We start from the raw sequence: 15,997 nt of genomic DNA on the forward strand, positions 1-15,997 counted from the left end.
CCACGGCCATGGCCAGAATCCGCAACAGACGCAAGCCCGTCGCCGAGATGAACGTGGTGCCTTACATCGATGTGATGCTGGTACTGCTGGTTATCTTCATGGTGACGGCGCCGATGCTCAATCAGGGCGTCAAGGTCGATCTGCCCAAGGTCAGCAGTGAAGCCCTGCCGCAGGACAACGACAAGCAAGTGCTGACGATCTCCATCAAGGCAGACAAGACCTACTACTGGAACGTTGGCAGCGAGGTCGATACCGAAAGCAAGGGCAACGAGGCTGTCGCATTGGCCGACATGACGCAGGCCGTGGTCGCGATCATGCGTCAGCGCCCGGATACCCAGGTGTTCATCCGTGGCGACCGGGCCGTGGATTACGGCTCGGTCATGGCTGCCATGGGTGGTTTGCAGGAAGCCGGCGTCGGTAATGTCGGCCTGATCACCGAGGCACCTTGATGCAGCAGCGTGACTCGTCGCCTTCGCAGAGTTATTTCTGGCCGACTGTGCTGGCGGTCGGCCTGCACATCATTATCTTCGGCATGTTGTTCGTCAGCTTCTCAATGGCACCCGAGCTGCCCCCTTCCAAGCCGATCGTGCAGGCAACCCTGTACCAGTTGAAGTCCCAGAGTCAGGCAACTACTCAGACCAATCAGAAGATCGCGGGCGAAGCGAAGAAGACCGCCGCCAAACAGTTCGAAAGCGAGCAGATGGAGCAGCGCAAGGTGGAGCAGGAGAAGCAGGCTGCTGCCGCTCGTGCTGCGGAACAAAAGAAGGCCGAAGAGGCTCGAAAGGCCGATGCGGCGAAAGCTGCAGTCGAGAAGGCCGCGGCGGCTAAGAAGGCGGAGGAGGCCAAGAAGGTCGAGCAACAGAAACAGACCGAGATCGCCAAGAAGAAGGCTGCCGAAGAGCTAGCCAAGCAAAAGGCTGCAGAGGAAGCGAAGAAGAAAGCCGCCGAAGAAGCCAAGCGCAAGGCGGCCGAAGAAGCCAAGAAAAAAGCGGCAGCCGAAGCGGCAAAGAAAAAGGCAGCGGAAGACGCGAAGAAGAAAGCGGCGGCGGATGCAGCGCGCAAGGCGGTGGAAGACAAGAAGGCCCAGGCGCTTGCCGAGCTGCTGTCTGATACCACCGAGCGTCAGCAGGCGTTGGCCGATACCCACGGCGATCAGGTAGCCGGTAACTTCGACGATCTGATTCGGCTGCGTGCGGCAGAAGGTTGGACCCGTCCGCCGTCGGCGCGTAACAACATGACCGTGCAGCTTCAGGTAAACATGCTTCCAGATGGCACCATTACCAACGTCAGTGTCTCGCGCTCCAGCGGTGACGTGCCATTCGATAACTCTGCGGTTGCCGCAGTTAAGAACATCGGTCGGCTGACTGAAATGCAGGGCCTGAGCCCGCAGGACTTCCAGCCTTACCGGTCATTCAAAATGACATTTACGCCTGAGGATCTTGCGTTGTGATCAATTCCATTCGAGGTCTACTTGTCCTGCTTTGCTGCCTGGCGGGAATAGCGGTGGCGCAGGAAAAAAATATCGTCGTGACCAGTGGTGCCGATCGGGCGATCCCGATCGCCGTCGTGCCATTCGGCTGGCAGGGCGGTACGGTGTTGCCAGAAGACATGGCGGAAATCGTAGGCAACGACTTGCGCAATTCCGGCATCTTTCAGCCGATTCCGCGACAGAACATGATCAGCATGCCGACACGCGGCAGCGAGATCATCTATCGCGACTGGAAAGCCCTTGGCGCCCAGTACGTGATGGTCGGCAACATCGAGCCGGCCGGTGGCCGACTGCAGGTTCGTTACGAAGTATTCAACGTGACCACTGAACAGCAGGTCATGACCGGAACGGTCGGTGGCTCGCCGGACCAGCTGCGCGACATGGCCCACCATGCGGCCGACCAGTCTTTCGAGAAGCTGACCGGCATCAAGGGTGCGTTTTCCACCCGCCTGCTTTATGTCACCGTCGAGCGGCTGGGCGGTGCGAACACCCGCTACACGCTGCAGCGCTCCGATTATGACGGTGCGCGCGCCGTAACCTTGCTGCAATCGCGCGAGCCGATTCTCTCGCCGCGCTATTCGCCGGACGGTCGTCGTATTGCCTACGTTTCGTTCGAGCAAAAGCGCCCGCGGATCTTCGTTCAGCATATCGACACTGGCCGCCGCGAGCAGATCACCAACTTCGAGGGGCTGAACGGCGCTCCGGCATTCTCGCCTGAGGGCAATCGCCTCGCATTCGTGCTGTCCAAAGATGGCAACCCCGAGATCTACGTCATGGACCTCGGCTCGCGTCAGTTGCAGCGCCTGACCAATCACTATGCAATCGACACCGAACCCTTCTGGGGCGCGGATGGTCAAACGATCTACTTCACCTCCGATCGCGCTGGCAAGCCGCAGGTGTACAAGCAGCGGCTGGGCAGCAACTCGGCTGAGCGAGTGACGTTCGTTGGTAACTACAACGCTAACCCGAAGCTGTCAGCTGACGAGAAAACGCTGGTGATGATTCACCGTCAGGACGGCTATACCAACTTCAAGGTCGCTGCGCAGGATCTACAGCGCGGCAACCTGCGGATACTTTCGGATACCAGTCTGGATGAGTCTCCCACTGTTGCGCCTAATGGCACCATGCTAATCTACGCCACCCGCCAGCAGGGCCGGGGAGTCTTGATGCTCGTGTCCATCAATGGACGCGTTAGGCTCCCGCTTCCAACAGCTCAAGGCGAAGTCCGAGAGCCGTCCTGGTCCCCTTACCTGAACTGATGCGGTATCAACGCTTTTTAACCAAAAACACACCTGGGGTTGTTACACATGGAAATGCTGAAATTCGGTAAGTTCACCGCTCTGGCTCTGGCCATGGCTGTTGCTGTCGGTTGTTCCTCCAAGGGCGGCGACGATTCTGGCGAAGGCTCGGGCGCGATCGATCCGAATGCCGGTTACGGTGCTGATTCGGGCGCCATCGACGGCAGCATGAGCGAAGAAGCCGCTCTGCGCGCCATCACTACCTTCTACTTCGAGTACGACAGTTCCGACCTGAAGCCGGAAGCCATGCGCGCTCTGGACGTTCATGCCAAGGACCTGAAAGGCAACGGCGCTCGCGTCGTTCTGGAAGGCCACACCGACGAGCGTGGTACTCGCGAGTACAACATGGCTCTGGGTGAGCGTCGTTCCAAGGCTGTACAGCGTTACCTGGTACTGCAGGGCGTTTCCCCGGCTCAGCTGGAGCTGGTTTCCTACGGCGAAGAGCGTCCGGTTGCCATGGGCAACGACGAGCAGTCCTGGGCTCAGAACCGTCGCGTCGAACTGCGTAAGTAATTCGATATGCGCAAGTACCGCCACGCTCTGACTTTTACAGTGCTCGGCCTCCCGCTCTATGCGGTGGCCCAGGTGCCGGTTGTGGATTATGAGCAGGGTGCCGCTAGCGGCAACTCTGGTTACTCCACGGCCGCGCCGAGCGGTGACGGTGCCTATGCCGGAGGTGGGGCTGCTGCTCCATCTTCGGCGCAGGGCATGCTCTTCATGCAGTTACAGCAGATGCAGGAAGAGATCGCCCAATTGCGCGGCATGCTTGAGGAACAACAGAATCAGATCCAGCGCCTGCAACAAGAGGGGCTGGAACGTTATCAGGATCTGGATCGACGCTTGTCGAGCGGGTCCGCGGCTGGGAGTAATCAGTCTGCGCCTTCACGGGATTTGCCATCCATAGCTGGAAACACCGGCGCGCCCGCAGCTAGCCCAGGCCAGACACAGGGCGGGTCCAGCGATCCTGCTCAAGAGAAGCTCTACTACGATGCCGCTTTCGACCTTATCAAAGCGAAAGACTTCGATAAGGCGAGCCAGGCTTTCGCGGCATTCCTGCGAAAGTACCCTGACAGTCAGTACGCGGGTAACGCGCAGTATTGGCTTGGTGAGGTGAATTTGGCCAAAGGCGATCTGCAAGGTGCCGGTCAGGCCTTTGCTCGGGTCAGTCAGGCTTATCCGCAGCACAACAAGGTGCCGGATTCGCTCTATAAGCTGGCCGATGTCGAGATCCGCCTGGGTAACCGGGACAAGGCTCAGGGTATTTTGCGGCAGGTTATCGCCCAATACCCGAACACCTCGGCAGCACAATTGGCCCAGCGGCAGCTCAATCGCTGAGCCTCAGCTTGGCATTCACGAACTAAACCCGCCCATTGGGCGGGTTTTTTCGTTAGAATCGCCGCCCCTATTTCCCGCAACGGAGGCGGATGGCCTGTTTAGCCGTCACGCCCGTGGCTGATATGACCCTGCGAATTACTGAGATTTTCTACTCGCTGCAGGGGGAGACGCGAACCAGTGGCCTGCCTACTGTGTTCGTTCGCCTGACCGGCTGTCCCCTGCGCTGTCAATATTGCGATACCGCCTATGCCTTCAGCGGCGGCGAGCTGATGAGCATCGACGCAATCGTCGAGCGTGTTGCCGCCTACAATCCCCGTTACGTCTGCGTGACGGGTGGTGAGCCACTGGCGCAGCCCAATTGTGTGCCCTTGCTGCAGCGTTTGTGCGATGCGGGATATGAGGTGTCGCTCGAAACCAGCGGTGCGCTCGACATTTCTGTGGTGGATGAGCGAGTCAGCCGCGTGGTTGATCTGAAAACACCGGGTTCCGCCGAGGTTGCGCGCAATCGCTATGAGAATATCGCGTCTCTCACGCAAAACGATCAGGTGAAGTTCGTCATCTGCTCGCGCGAAGACTATGACTGGGCGGTTAGCAAGCTGATCGAATATGGTCTGGATCGACGCGCCGGCGAGGTTCTGTTTTCCCCAAGTCACGGTCAGGTTGATGTCCGTGCACTGGCTGACTGGATCGTCGCCGACAACCTGCCGGTACGCTTGCAGCTGCAGCTGCACAAGATCATCTGGAACGACGCACCTGGCCACTGAGCATGTTGGGTCGGAGGCGGGTTCGCCTATTCAGCTCGAGGGTATCGTGAAATGAGTGAGCAGAAAGCAGTCATCCTATTGTCGGGCGGGCTTGATTCGGCCACGGTCGTGGCGATGGCCCGTGATCAGGGTTATGCCTGCTATACGATGAGCTTCGACTACGGGCAGCGTCATCGTGCCGAACTGCAGGCTGCCGAGCGAGTTGCCGCGCAGTTAGGTGTGGTCGAGCACAAGGTTATCGGGCTTAACCTGAATGGCATCGGTGGTTCAGCGCTGACCGACGATAGCATCGACGTGCCTGAGGTTCCCGGTGAGGGAATTCCTGTCACCTATGTCCCTGCACGCAATACCGTTTTCCTTTCGCTGGCGCTTGGGTGGGCGGAGGTCCTTGGTGCTCGTGATATCTTCATCGGCGTCAACGCAGTGGACTATTCCGGTTATCCGGACTGTCGGCCGGAGTTCGTGGCCGCCTTCGAGCATATGGCGAATCTGGCCACCAAGGCCGGCGTTGAAGGGCAGGGGTTTCGCATCCAGGCTCCGCTGCAGCAGCTCAGCAAAGCGAAGATCGTCCAGGAGGGGGTTCGCCTGGGTGTCGATTATGCGATGACGGTGTCGTGCTATCAGGCGGACGCTGACGGGCGCGCTTGCGGTAAGTGCGACAGCTGTCGGCTGCGTGCCGCCGGTTTTGCGGAGGCCGGAGTGGCCGATCCCACGCGCTATTTCTAACGCGACAGACTGATGGATGCGCGCAAGAGCGGGCGAATTTTTTTTAAAAAAAAGTTTGTTTTCATCAATCAAATCAGTATCATGCGCCCCGCATTGGGTCGTTAGCTCAGTTGGTAGAGCAGTTGGCTTTTAACCAATTGGTCGTAGGTTCGAATCCTACACGACCCACCAAATTGCTCCCGAGAGAGCACAAGAAGCCGGATACCCGCAAGGGCATCCGGCTTTTTTAATGGCCGCAGTTTTGCGTTGCCGCGCGCTGCTACGTTCGGTCATAAGAAGCGTTTTTCTCTACGACCTTAGTAGGTGGCTCAAGCGTTTTTAAACGTAATAGACTGCGGCCCCTTCCGATTTTCCGTTGGTTCGAGGCTCAAATGTATTCTGATCGTATCCGCTTGTCCTCTCTGCAGAACAAGGTCATGAGCGCCCACGAGGCCGCTGCCCTTATTCGCGACGGCATGACCGTTGGCATGAGTGGTTTTACCCGTGCTGGCGAAGCCAAAGCCGTGCCTCTGGCGCTTATTGATCGCGCCAAGGACGAGAAGCTACAGATCAGCCTGGTGACGGGTGCCAGCCTGGGCAATGATCTCGACGGCAAAATGGCTTCGGCCGGCTTGCTGGCGCGACGCATGCCGTTCCAGGCAGATCCGGTACTGCGCAAGGCGATCAACGCGGGCGAGGTCATGTTCATCGACCAGCACCTGTCGCATACCGTCGAGCAGATGCGCAACCATCAGATCAAGCGTCCGGATGTCACCATCATCGAGGCGCTGTGCATTACCGAGCAGGGCCACATCGTTCCGACCACCTCCGTGGGCAACTCGGCCAATCTGGCCATGTTCGCCGACCAAGTGATCATCGAGCTGAATCTGGCACACAACCTCAACCTCGAAGGCTTGCACGACATCTACTTCCCGGGCGAGCGTCCGAATCGCGGTCCGATTCCGCTGACCCAGGTTGACGACCGTATCGGCACCGCCGCAATTCCGGTCGATCCGGCCAAGATCGCAGCGATCGTGATCACCAACCAGCCGGATTCCTACTCCACCGTCACGCCGCCGGACGAAGAAACCCAGGCCATCGCCAATCACCTGGTCGAGTTCTTCAAGAGTGAAGTGGCTGCTGGCCGCATGGCGAAGAACCTCGGTCCGATGCAGGTCGGCATCGGCAATATCGCCAACGCCGTAATGTGCGGTCTGATCGACTCGCCGTTCGAAGACCTGGTCATGTACTCCGAAGTGCTGCAGGACTGCACCTTCGAGCTGATCGACGCCGGCAAGATGACCTTTGCTTCCGGCTGCTCGATCACTCTTTCCGAGCGTTGCAATGATCGCGTATTCGGCAACCTGGAGAAGTACAAGGACAAGCTGGTGCTGCGTCCGCAGGAGATCTCCAACCATCCGGAGCTGGTGCGTCGTCTTGGCATCATCGGCATCAACACCGCGCTCGAGTTCGACATCTACGGCAACGTCAACTCCACCCACGTGGGCGGCACCAAGATGATGAACGGTATCGGCGGTTCGGGCGATTTCGCGCGTAACGCTCACATGGCCATCTTCGTGACCAAGTCGATCGCCAAGGGTGGCAACATCTCCAGCGTCGTGCCGATGGTCGCTCACGTTGACCACACCGAGCATGACGTCGAGATTCTGGTTACCGAGCAAGGCCTGGCTGACCTGCGTGGTCTGGCTCCGCGTGAGCGTGCGCGCGTCATCATCGACAATTGCGTGCATCCGTCCTACCGCGACGTGCTCAACAAGTACTTCGAGGACGCCTGCAAGAAGGGTGGTCAGACACCGCACCTGCTGGGTGAAGCCATGCAGTGGCACATCAATCTGGAAGAACGTGGACACATGCTCAAGGGCGAGTGATCCAACAGAACCGCCGGCTTTTCAGCCGGCGGTTTCATTTATGGGGTGCAATGCCCTGCTTCGCTCGAATCCCGCCACGCTTTCCCTTTTCCAAAGGCTTCGGCTAGTATTCCTGCCCCGTTGAACGGCAGGAGTCGTGTCTGAATCCTGCACCTTCCGTCCTTAACGACAAGTCGAGCAGGCTGGCTCAGGCCGCCATACCTTCGGCGCTTCGTGCAATCCCGTGCTGGCAGGACCCGCGACCATGACGCAGATACCCGAACGCATCCTCGTGCAGGCTCATCTGGCGGCCAAGCAACCCAAGCCGCTCACTCCTGAGCAAGAAGCGCAGTTGCGCAGTGAAATCGCTGTGGAATTGAAGCGTCAGAACGCAGTTCTGGTCGCGCATTACTACACCGATCCGGTAATCCAGGCGCTGGCGGAAGAAACCGGCGGCTGCGTATCCGATTCCCTGGAAATGGCGCGCTTCGGCAATGAGCATCCGGCGCAGACGGTGCTGGTCGCCGGCGTGAAGTTCATGGGGGAGACGGCGAAGATCCTCAACCCCGAGAAGCGCGTGCTGATGCCGACGCTCGAAGCCACCTGCTCGCTCGATCTGGGCTGCCCGGTCGATGAGTTCTCGGCTTTCTGCGATCAGCATCCCGAGCGCACAGTGGTGGTCTACGCCAACACCTCGGCGGCGGTGAAGGCGCGTGCTGATTGGGTGGTGACATCCAGCTGCGCACTGGAGATCGTCGAGAGCCTGATGGATAACGGCGAGAAGATCATCTGGGCGCCGGACAAGCATCTTGGCAATTACGTGCAGCGCGAGACCGGTGCCGACATCCTGCTCTGGGATGGCGCTTGCATTGTCCACGAGGAGTTCAAGGCCAAGCAGCTGGCCGATATGAAGGCGCTGTATCCGGATGCGGCGATACTCGTGCATCCTGAGTCACCGCAAGCAGTAGTCGAGCTTGCCGACGCAGTGGGTTCGACAAGTCAGCTCATCAAGGCGGCGCAGACATTGCCGCAGCAGACGCTCATCGTCGCGACCGATCGTGGCATCTTCTACAAGATGCAGCAGCTTTGCCCGGAGAAAACGTTCATCGAGGCGCCCACCGCCGGGCAGGGTGCGAGCTGCCGTAGCTGCGCGCATTGCCCGTGGATGGCGATGAACACCCTCGAGCGAACCCTGGAGTGTCTGCGCGCGGGAAGCAACGAGATTTTCGTCGACCCGGCGCTCATACCCCGGGCCGTCAAGCCGCTCAAGCGGATGCTCGATTTCACTCAGGCTGCTCGACTCAAGCAGGCTGGCAACGCCTGAGGTTGGCACGGCGCTGATCGACCTTCAGCGCCTCCGTCGATTCAGCGCAGCATTTCCTCGACCATGCGCTTCTCGTCCATCAGCTGCTTCTGCCGTGCGTCTATTCGTGCGGAAATCTGGAAGTTGCTGGCGCGGCGTTTGGCCAGGTTGAGCTGCTCGATGCCCTGATCGTAATCGCCGACCAGTGCGAAGTACTCGGCTCGGGCCTGGTGCAGGCCGACGATATTGCCACTCAGCCCGCGCACTTCGGCGACCTGATACCAGATGTCGGGGTCTCGGCGACGCTGTTCTGCAAGCTTGTCCAGTTCGCGTTCGGCCTGCTGCGTCTCCCCTTGTTCCATCAGTAGATCGATATGCATCTGGCGCACCGGGTAATTTCCCGGATACAGCTGCAGTAGCCGCTGCAAGCGGGTCTGTGCCTGCTGCAGGCGATTGGAGGTGATGTCCAGCTCGACCTGGGCGAGGTTGTAGGTGAGGTCGTCCGGCGCCTTGGTCAGCAGCGGCGCGAGGCTGCTGCTGGCCTCAGCCAGCTGGCCTGCCTTGATCTGCGCCAGCGCCAGACCATAACGGGCTGCGTCTATTTCCGGGTTTTCGTTGAGCATTGCGCGGAAGCGTTTTGCTTCGACACCGGGGGTGCTTTCGAACTTCAGTTGCGTGCGAGCACGCATCAGCTGGTAGCGCACGCTGTCCTGCGCGCCGCCCTGCGGGTATTGCTCCGCGCGGTTGGTGGTGTCGGCAATGCGCGATTCGCTGACGGGGTGGGTCAGCAGGAACTCTGGCGGCTTCTGATCGTAGCGATACTGGCGCATGAGTCGGCCGAACATGGATGGCATCGCGCGTGGGTCGTAACCGGCCCGCTCCAGGTTGACGATGCCGATGCGGTCTGCTTCTTGTTCATTCTGTCGGGAGAAACGGCGCTGTGCCTGAATCGCAGCGGCCTGGGTCGATACGATGGCCGCAATGCCGGCATCGCCTGCACCAGCTGCCGCGGCGACGACGCCCGCCAGCATGGCGGCCATCAGCGGCAGCTGCATGCGCTGCTGCGCTTCCAGGCCTCGGGCGAAGTGACGTTGCGAAAGGTGAGCCAGTTCGTGTGCCATGACCGAGGCGTACTCGGCCTCGGTCTGGGCGTGGATGAACAGGCCGCCGTTGACTCCGATAATGCCCCCTGGCGCGGCAAAGGCGTTCAATTGAGGGCTGTCCAGCAGAACGAATTCCAGGCGGCGGTCCTGTAGCTGGCTGGTCTCGGCCAGGCGATAAACGCTGTTCTCGACGTAATCCTTGAGCTGCGGATCGGAAAGCTGCCTGACCTGGCCGCGGAGCAGGCTGAGCCAGGCGCGCCCGAGTAGATGCTCCTGTTCCGGTGAAACGATGCCCGAACTGGCATCGCCGAGCGATGGCAGATCATTGGTCAATGCCGGCTGGACAAACAGGCAGGTGAGCGTGAGCAGGGCAGGGCGCAGCAGTTTCATCCAGACAGGCTCGTTGAAGTGAGAACGGCTACTGTAGCCTTGACCTTGGCCGGCTGGCCAGAGCCCTGGTGTGCTAGGTATGCTGCGAGGCTTTTCTGTGGAGGCGAACCATGACTGACGAACAATCGCAGTCGCTCGTACACGATGCTGAAGTAGATGCCGTGGGCCTCGACTGTCCGATGCCATTGCTCAAGGCCAAGCTGGAGCTCAACCGCTTGGCCAGTGGTGCGGTGCTCAAGGTCATTGCCAGTGATCCTGGCTCGCAGCGGGACTTTCGCAGTTTTGCCAAGTTGGCCGGTCATGCGCTGCTGCGTGAGGAGACCGAGGATGGTGTTTATCGCTACTGGCTGCGCAAGGCCTGACGATTCGCTTCGAGGAAATACATGATCAAGGTACTTCGCGGTTGGATGCAGCGTTACTTCTCCGATGAGGAGGCGGTTGTTCTCGCGGTCCTGCTGTTCCTTGCCTTTGCAGCCGTACTGACCCTGGGCAAGATGCTTGCGCCGGTGTTGGCCGGGCTGGTGCTGGCGTTCCTGATGCAAGGGTTGGTCGGCACGCTGGAGCGGCTGCGCGTGCCGCATCTGGTGGCGGTCTGGCTGGTGTTCCTGATGTTCATCGGGGTCATGGTCGTGTGCACGCTGTTTATCGTGCCTTTGCTGTGGCAGCAGCTGTTGACCTTGTTCAACGAGTTGCCGCGTATGCTGGTCGAGTGGCAGTCCTTGTTGCTGCTACTGCCAGAGCGCTATCCGCAGCTGGTCACCGAAGAGCAGGTATTGCGCGGCATCGATTTCATGCGCGGCGAGATCGGACGCTATGGCCAGGTGGTACTGACATCCTCACTGTCCAGCCTGCCGTTGCTGATCGGATTGATGATCTATCTGGTGCTGGTGCCGATCCTGGTTTTCTTCTTCCTCAAGGATCGGCAGCAGATCAGTGACTGGATCAAGGGCTACCTGCCGCGCGAGCGTGGCCTGATCACCCAGGTTTCCCAGGAAATGAATCTGCAGATCGCCAACTACATCCGTGGCAAGGTGATCGAGATCCTGATCGTGGCCGTCGTGTCCTACGCGGTCTTCGCCGCGTTGGGGCTCAACTATGCGGCGCTGATGGCGATGTTGGTGGGGATTTCCGTCGTGGTGCCGTATATCGGCGCTACCGTTGTCACCATCCCTATCGCGCTGATCGGAATATTCCAATGGGGGTTGGGCGACCAGTTCTTCTATCTGATGGTGGCCTACGCGATCATCCAGACCCTGGATGGCAACGTGCTCGTGCCGCTGCTGTTCTCCGAGGCGGTGAACCTGCATCCGGTCGCGATCATATGCGCGGTGCTGTTGTTCGGTGGTCTCTGGGGTTTCTGGGGGGTGTTCTTCGCGATCCCGTTGGCAACGCTGTTCAAGGCTGTTCTGTATGCCTGGCCGCGAGAGCCCGCCGCGGTGGTGGTTGCCCCAAGTGAATGAGCCGGGGAAGGGCTGGCATTGCCAGCCCTTTTTTCATGCGTCGTTCAATGCTTGTGCCGCTTGAAGAACAGCTTCCACGTGGCCCGGCACCTTCACCCCACGCCATTCCTGGCGCAGTACGCCGCTGCGGTCGATGAGAAAGGTGCTGCGGTCCACGCCGAGATACTCCTTGCCATACAGCTTCTTCAGCTTGATCACGTCGAACAGCTGGCACAGCTGCTCGTCCTTGTCGCTGATCAGCTCGAATGGGAAGCCTTGCTTGGCGCGGAAGTTCTCGTGGGTTTTCAGGCTGTCGCGCGAGACGCCAAAAACCAGCGTGTTGGCGGCGAGAAAGGCAGGGTGCTGATCGCGAAAACCCTGCCCCTGGGTCGTACAGCCGGGCGTGTTGTCCTTCGGGTAGAAATACAGCACCACCTGCTTGCCGGCCAGCGACTCGAGATCGACCAGCTGGCTGCTCGTGGCCTGGGCCTGGAAGGGAGGAACGGGACGGTCGATTTCAACGGCCATGTTGATTCCTGATATCGGGTCTTAAGGATTCTGCGGGCGCCAAGGCTCGATCAGTGCATCGAGATTGAGCGCATCGGCGAAGTCGAGGAACTGGTCGCGCAACCAGCTGATCTGCGTGCCAGCCGGCAGCGTGACGGTCAGTGTGGCGTTGAGCATGGTCCCGCCAGTCTGAGGGGCCTGATAGGTGTCGCAAGTCAGGCTCTCCAGCTCGACGCGGTGGTCGATGAAGAACTGGCACAGTTCATTGAGAATGTCCGGGCGAAAGGCCGCGCTCACATACGCCACGTAAGGTAGTGCTTGCGGACGGATTTCCAGCGCTTCGCTGCGTACCACGTTGGACGTGAAGGCGTGCTTCTTTGCCAGGCCGGGAAGGGTGGTTTCCATCCGGGCCAATGCGTCCCAGCTGCCAGTGACTTCCAGAACCAGCGCACTGCATTCGCCGTGACGGGTCAGTCGTGTGCTGACGACTGCGCAGCGGTTCTCGTTCGCGGCCCGGCAGAGCACATTGGTCAGCTCCATCGGGTTGGCGCCGAGAGCGCTGATGACGAGAAATTGTTCGCGGGGTACAGGGGGGGTGGACATGCAGCATTCCTGGCGGTGGTGAATCGGTCGGCCAGCCAAGCCGAAAACGGCTAAGGGTAGCGAAAAGCGAGGGCGGAGGGAATGCGCGCTGCCCGATGGAGGTCGTTGTCGTGTGCGTTTCGGGCAACGTCGGCATGCTTCGTGCGGCGTGCTTCACGCTACTCGCAAAGCGCTGGGGAGCCTTGTACCATTACGCCTCTTTTTATTTATCCGGCAGGAGTGGTTGCATGATTGCGGGCAGTATGGTGGCGCTGGTCACGCCCATGGATGCGCAGGGCGGTCTGGACTGGGACAGCCTGAGCAAGCTGGTGGATTTCCATTTGCAGGAAGGCACCAATGCAATCGTTGCTGTCGGAACCACGGGTGAGTCGGCCACGCTGAGCGTTGCCGAACACATCGAGGTGATCCGGCGCGTCGTCGATCAGGTCAACGGTCGTATCCCGGTCATCGCCGGCACGGGCGCCAACTCCACCAGCGAAGCCGTCGAACTGACCGAAAATGCCAAGACTGCTGGCGCAGATGCCTGCCTGCTGGTTACCCCGTACTACAACAAGCCGACCCAGGAAGGCCTGTACCTGCACTTCAAGCATATCGCCGAGGCCGTGGCGATCCCGCAGATTCTCTACAACGTACCCGGTCGGACCGTATGCGACATGCTGCCGGATACGGTCGAGCGACTGTCGAAGATCTCCAACATCATCGGTATCAAAGAGGCCACCGGTGACCTCAAGCGCGGCCAGGAAGTGCTGGACCGCGTCAGCGGGGATTTCCTCGTCTATTCGGGCGACGATCCCACCGCTGTCGAGCTGATGCTGATGGGTGGCAAGGGCAACATTTCCGTCACGGCGAACGTGGCGCCGCGCGCCATGAGCGACCTCTGCGCTGCGGCGATGGCTGGCGATGCTGCCACTGCCCGTGCGATCAACGAGCGTTTGATGCCGCTGCATCGCGCCCTGTTCCTGGAAGCCAACCCGATCCCGGTCAAGTGGGCATTGCACGAGATGGGCCTGATGGGCAATGGCATCCGTCTGCCGCTGACCTGGCTGAGTCAGAGCTACCAGGAACCGCTGCGCCAGGCGATGCGCCAAACCGGCGTGCTGGCTTAACAACAAAGGAATACGCATGAAGCGACTGGCCGGATTCTCGACCCTTGCCCTGATGATCTCTGCAACCAGTGGCTGCGGCTGGCTGTGGGGCGACGATGGATATTTCCGCGACCGCGGCAGTGATTACCTTTCCGCCCGCCAGACTGCACCGATGCAGGTTGCCGTCGATGGTGAGATCCGTCCGCTCGACCCGCTGCTGCCGGTCCCACGTCAGGTTGCCGACAGCAGCCACTCCGGCAAGTACGAGGTGCCACGCCCGCAGCGCCTGCAGGTGGCGGCGGACATCAGTGATTTCAGCGTGCAGTCCTCTGGCGATTCCCGCTGGCTGGTAGCGCAATACGCTCCCGCTCAGGTGTGGATCGCGGCGCGGCAGTTCTTCACCGACAAGGGCTTCAGCATCGCCGACGAGCGTCGCCAGACCGGCGAGTTCGCCACCGCATGGCAGACCGCAGCTCAGCTGGACGAAGCGCTGGTGCGCAATCTGGGTATCCAGGATGGCGAAACCCGCGTGCGGGTTCGTGTCGAGCCCGGCGTGCAGCGCAACACCAGCGAAATCTTCGTGGTCAGCGTCAAGCGTCCTACCGGGAGCACTGCCGATGTGGCATGGCCGGAAACCTCCAGCAACAAGGAGCTCGATCGGGTACTGCTCGACGAGCTGCAGGCCAGTCTGAACCGTAGTGCCCGTCAAGGCGGCTCCGTATCGCTGCTGGCCGAGCGCGACTTCGACGCGCCAAGCCGCGTGAATCTGACCCAGGACGGCAGTGGCAATCCGCTGTTGCAGCTCGATAGCGATTTCGACCGCGCCTGGTCGAGCGTAGGCCGGGCGCTGCAGGCCGCAGACGTCCGGGTCGACGATCTGGATCGCAGTCTGGGTGTTTACTACGTGAACCTCAGCGAGCGCGCCAACGATCCGGCTGACAAGCCCGGCTTCTTCAGTCGTCTGTTCGGCGGTGATGACAAGGATGAGATCGAGGCGCGGGCCGAGCGTTATCAGGTGCGCCTGACACGTGCCGGTAATGGCGTCCAGGTAACGCTGGACAAGAGCATCGACACTGTCGCGCCAGCGGACGTCGCCCGTCGTGTGCTCAGTCTGATCAAAGACAACCTGGGCTGACTGCGAGCTGCCCCGTTACACGAACACGGATAGGCGAAACCCATGGTTTCGCCTGTTTCGTTTCTGCCGACCTGCCAACTGCGGAAGTTTTGCGTATGACCACTCCCACCGCCCTCAGCCTGAAGAAGATCTACTCGGGCAAGGTTCGCGACCTCTACGAGATCGACGACAAACGCATGCTCATGGTCGCCACCGATCGCCTGTCGGCGTTCGACGTGATCCTTGCCGAGCCGATCCCGGAGAAGGGCAAGATCCTTACCGCCATTTCCAACTTCTGGTTCGACAAGCTCAAGGGTCTGATTCCCAATCACTTCACCGGCGACAAGGTCGAGGACGTGGTACCGGCTGACGAGCTGGCGCTGGTAGAAGGGCGTGCCGTCGTCGCCAAGCGCCTCAAGCCGGTCGCGGTAGAGGCCATCGTGCGCGGCTATATCGTCGGTTCCGGTTGGAAGGAGTACCAGAAGAGCGGCACCGTCTGTGGCATCCAGCTGCCGGCCGGCCTTAAGGAAGCTGCCAAGCTGCCGCAGCCGATCTTCACGCCCTCGACCAAGGCTGCTGTGGGCGATCACGACGAGAACATCTCATTCGAGCAATGCCAAGCCATCATCGGTAGCGAGCTGGCCGCCCAGGTGCGCGACGTTTCCATTGCGCTCTACAGCGCAGCGGTCGAATACGCAGCCACACGCGGCATCATCATCGCCGACACCAAGTTCGAATTCGGTCTGGATGAAGATGGCACGCTGACGCTGATGGACGAAGTCTTGACCCCCGACTCCAGCCGCTTCTGGCCAGCCGATAGCTACGAGGAAGGCAAGAACCCGCCGAGCTTCGACAAGCAGTTCGTTCGTGACTGGCTGGAATCCACCGGCTGGAACAAGCAGCCGCCGGCGCCAGCCGTTCCGGCAGACGTCGCGCAGAAGACTGCGGACAAGTACCGCGAGGCACTTACCCGTCTGACGGCCTGAGCGACAAG

General features: G+C 60.3%; 17 protein-coding genes and 1 tRNA gene. 15 read left to right on the plus strand and 3 right to left on the minus strand.

Features of this window, described 5'->3' with window-relative positions; translation table 11 throughout:
• The first annotated feature begins 8 nt into the window (after positions 1-8).
• The 10 genes from tolR to nadA all read left to right on the plus strand — a co-directional run bounded on the left by tolR (position 9) and on the right by nadA (position 8,783).
• Positions 9-449: a protein TolR gene (gene tolR, locus BHD08_RS06820; protein ID WP_015276364.1), complete on the plus strand. Its 441-nt coding sequence runs from the start codon at positions 9-11 to the stop codon at positions 447-449.
• Positions 449-1,450 (plus strand): cell envelope integrity protein TolA, encoded by a 1,002-nt coding sequence (tolA, locus tag BHD08_RS06825; RefSeq protein ID WP_125021261.1) that lies wholly within the window; start codon positions 449-451, stop codon positions 1,448-1,450. The genes tolR and tolA overlap by 1 nt, the downstream gene beginning before the upstream one ends.
• The gene (gene tolB, locus BHD08_RS06830; protein WP_125021262.1) at positions 1,447-2,748 is read left to right on the plus strand and encodes a Tol-Pal system beta propeller repeat protein TolB; all 1,302 of its coding nucleotides are present in this window, start codon (positions 1,447-1,449) and stop codon (positions 2,746-2,748) included. The genes tolA and tolB overlap by 4 nt, the downstream gene beginning before the upstream one ends.
• A 48-nt stretch (positions 2,749-2,796) precedes the next feature.
• Positions 2,797-3,300: a peptidoglycan-associated lipoprotein Pal gene (pal, locus tag BHD08_RS06835; protein WP_011913905.1), complete on the plus strand. Its 504-nt coding sequence runs from the start codon at positions 2,797-2,799 to the stop codon at positions 3,298-3,300.
• Between the two features lie 6 nt (positions 3,301-3,306).
• Complete coding sequence (gene ybgF / locus BHD08_RS06840; protein ID WP_125021263.1) at positions 3,307-4,122, plus strand: tol-pal system protein YbgF; 816 nt, start codon at positions 3,307-3,309, stop codon at positions 4,120-4,122.
• 122 nt (positions 4,123-4,244) lie between these two features.
• Positions 4,245-4,886, plus strand: coding sequence for a 7-carboxy-7-deazaguanine synthase QueE (gene queE, locus BHD08_RS06845; RefSeq protein WP_041756942.1), 642 nt, complete (start codon positions 4,245-4,247; stop codon positions 4,884-4,886).
• A 51-nt stretch (positions 4,887-4,937) separates the two neighbouring features.
• A complete protein-coding gene (gene queC / locus BHD08_RS06850; protein WP_125021264.1) occupies positions 4,938-5,612 on the plus strand; it encodes a 7-cyano-7-deazaguanine synthase QueC in 675 nt (224 codons plus the stop codon).
• Between the two features lie 95 nt (positions 5,613-5,707).
• Positions 5,708-5,783 (plus strand) — tRNA-Lys (locus BHD08_RS06855).
• Positions 5,784-5,983: 200 nt separating this feature from the next.
• On the plus strand, positions 5,984-7,480 hold the full coding sequence (locus BHD08_RS06860) for an acetyl-CoA hydrolase/transferase family protein (protein ID WP_125021265.1): 1,497 nt from the start codon (positions 5,984-5,986) through the stop codon (positions 7,478-7,480).
• 244 nt (positions 7,481-7,724) lie between these two features.
• Positions 7,725-8,783 carry a quinolinate synthase NadA gene (gene nadA, locus BHD08_RS06865; protein WP_015276371.1) on the plus strand — a complete coding sequence of 353 codons (1,059 nt, stop codon included), beginning with the start codon at positions 7,725-7,727 and terminating at the stop codon, positions 8,781-8,783.
• A 41-nt stretch (positions 8,784-8,824) separates the two neighbouring features.
• Here the strand turns inward: nadA and BHD08_RS06870 are convergent, their stop codons facing one another.
• Positions 8,825-10,255, minus strand: coding sequence for a M48 family metalloprotease (locus BHD08_RS06870; protein ID WP_125021266.1), 1,431 nt, complete (start codon positions 10,253-10,255; stop codon positions 8,825-8,827).
• Positions 10,256-10,365: 110 nt separating this feature from the next.
• Here BHD08_RS06870 and BHD08_RS06875 point away from each other — a divergent pair, with 110 nt between their 5' ends.
• Positions 10,366-10,617 carry a sulfurtransferase TusA family protein gene (locus BHD08_RS06875; RefSeq protein WP_015276373.1) on the plus strand — a complete coding sequence of 84 codons (252 nt, stop codon included), beginning with the start codon at positions 10,366-10,368 and terminating at the stop codon, positions 10,615-10,617.
• A gap of 21 nt (positions 10,618-10,638) precedes the next feature.
• Positions 10,639-11,715, plus strand: a complete 1,077-nt coding sequence (locus BHD08_RS06880; protein WP_015276374.1) for an AI-2E family transporter — start codon at positions 10,639-10,641, stop codon at positions 11,713-11,715.
• A 33-nt stretch (positions 11,716-11,748) separates the two neighbouring features.
• Here the strand turns inward: BHD08_RS06880 and BHD08_RS06885 are convergent, their stop codons facing one another.
• On the minus strand, positions 11,749-12,222 hold the full coding sequence (locus BHD08_RS06885) for a peroxiredoxin (RefSeq protein ID WP_125021267.1): 474 nt from the start codon (positions 12,220-12,222) through the stop codon (positions 11,749-11,751).
• Positions 12,223-12,243: 21 nt separating this feature from the next.
• A complete protein-coding gene (locus BHD08_RS06890) occupies positions 12,244-12,804 on the minus strand; it encodes a glycine cleavage system protein R (RefSeq protein WP_125021268.1) in 561 nt (186 codons plus the stop codon).
• A 227-nt stretch (positions 12,805-13,031) separates the two neighbouring features.
• On the opposite strand from BHD08_RS06890, the gene dapA reads away from it, so the two are divergent.
• From dapA to BHD08_RS06905, 3 genes are all read left to right on the plus strand, one after another.
• Complete coding sequence (gene dapA / locus BHD08_RS06895; protein WP_015276377.1) at positions 13,032-13,910, plus strand: 4-hydroxy-tetrahydrodipicolinate synthase; 879 nt, start codon at positions 13,032-13,034, stop codon at positions 13,908-13,910.
• A 16-nt stretch (positions 13,911-13,926) separates the two neighbouring features.
• The gene (gene bamC, locus BHD08_RS06900; protein WP_125021269.1) at positions 13,927-15,024 is read left to right on the plus strand and encodes an outer membrane protein assembly factor BamC; all 1,098 of its coding nucleotides are present in this window, start codon (positions 13,927-13,929) and stop codon (positions 15,022-15,024) included.
• Between the two features lie 95 nt (positions 15,025-15,119).
• Positions 15,120-15,989, plus strand: a complete 870-nt coding sequence (locus BHD08_RS06905; RefSeq protein ID WP_015276379.1) for a phosphoribosylaminoimidazolesuccinocarboxamide synthase — start codon at positions 15,120-15,122, stop codon at positions 15,987-15,989.
• Positions 15,990-15,997 lie beyond the last annotated feature (8 nt).

The organism is Pseudomonas sp. SCT, from assembly GCF_003864275.1.
GTDB lineage: Bacteria > Pseudomonadota > Gammaproteobacteria > Pseudomonadales > Pseudomonadaceae > Stutzerimonas > Stutzerimonas stutzeri_AE.

Bases quoted from the DNA above. Each gene is read 5' to 3' on its own strand.
- tolA (WP_125021261.1), top strand. From the start codon at position 449: ATGCAGCAGCGTGACTCGTCGCCTTCGCAGAGTTATTTCTGGCCGACT.
- bamC (WP_125021269.1), top strand. From the start codon at position 13,927: ATGAAGCGACTGGCCGGATTCTCGACCCTTGCCCTGATGATCTCTGCA.
- BHD08_RS06885 (WP_125021267.1), bottom strand. From the start codon at position 12,222: ATGGCCGTTGAAATCGACCGTCCCGTTCCTCCCTTCCAGGCCCAGGCC.
- dapA (WP_015276377.1), top strand. From the start codon at position 13,032: ATGATTGCGGGCAGTATGGTGGCGCTGGTCACGCCCATGGATGCGCAG.
- BHD08_RS06905 (WP_015276379.1), top strand. From the start codon at position 15,120: ATGACCACTCCCACCGCCCTCAGCCTGAAGAAGATCTACTCGGGCAAG.
- BHD08_RS06890 (WP_125021268.1), bottom strand. From the start codon at position 12,804: ATGTCCACCCCCCCTGTACCCCGCGAACAATTTCTCGTCATCAGCGCT.
- pal (WP_011913905.1), top strand. From the start codon at position 2,797: ATGGAAATGCTGAAATTCGGTAAGTTCACCGCTCTGGCTCTGGCCATG.
- BHD08_RS06860 (WP_125021265.1), top strand. From the start codon at position 5,984: ATGTATTCTGATCGTATCCGCTTGTCCTCTCTGCAGAACAAGGTCATG.
- BHD08_RS06880 (WP_015276374.1), top strand. From the start codon at position 10,639: ATGATCAAGGTACTTCGCGGTTGGATGCAGCGTTACTTCTCCGATGAG.
- tolR (WP_015276364.1), top strand. From the start codon at position 9: ATGGCCAGAATCCGCAACAGACGCAAGCCCGTCGCCGAGATGAACGTG.
- BHD08_RS06870 (WP_125021266.1), bottom strand. From the start codon at position 10,255: ATGAAACTGCTGCGCCCTGCCCTGCTCACGCTCACCTGCCTGTTTGTC.
- nadA (WP_015276371.1), top strand. From the start codon at position 7,725: ATGACGCAGATACCCGAACGCATCCTCGTGCAGGCTCATCTGGCGGCC.
- ybgF (WP_125021263.1), top strand. From the start codon at position 3,307: ATGCGCAAGTACCGCCACGCTCTGACTTTTACAGTGCTCGGCCTCCCG.
- queE (WP_041756942.1), top strand. From the start codon at position 4,245: ATGACCCTGCGAATTACTGAGATTTTCTACTCGCTGCAGGGGGAGACG.
- BHD08_RS06875 (WP_015276373.1), top strand. From the start codon at position 10,366: ATGACTGACGAACAATCGCAGTCGCTCGTACACGATGCTGAAGTAGAT.
- queC (WP_125021264.1), top strand. From the start codon at position 4,938: ATGAGTGAGCAGAAAGCAGTCATCCTATTGTCGGGCGGGCTTGATTCG.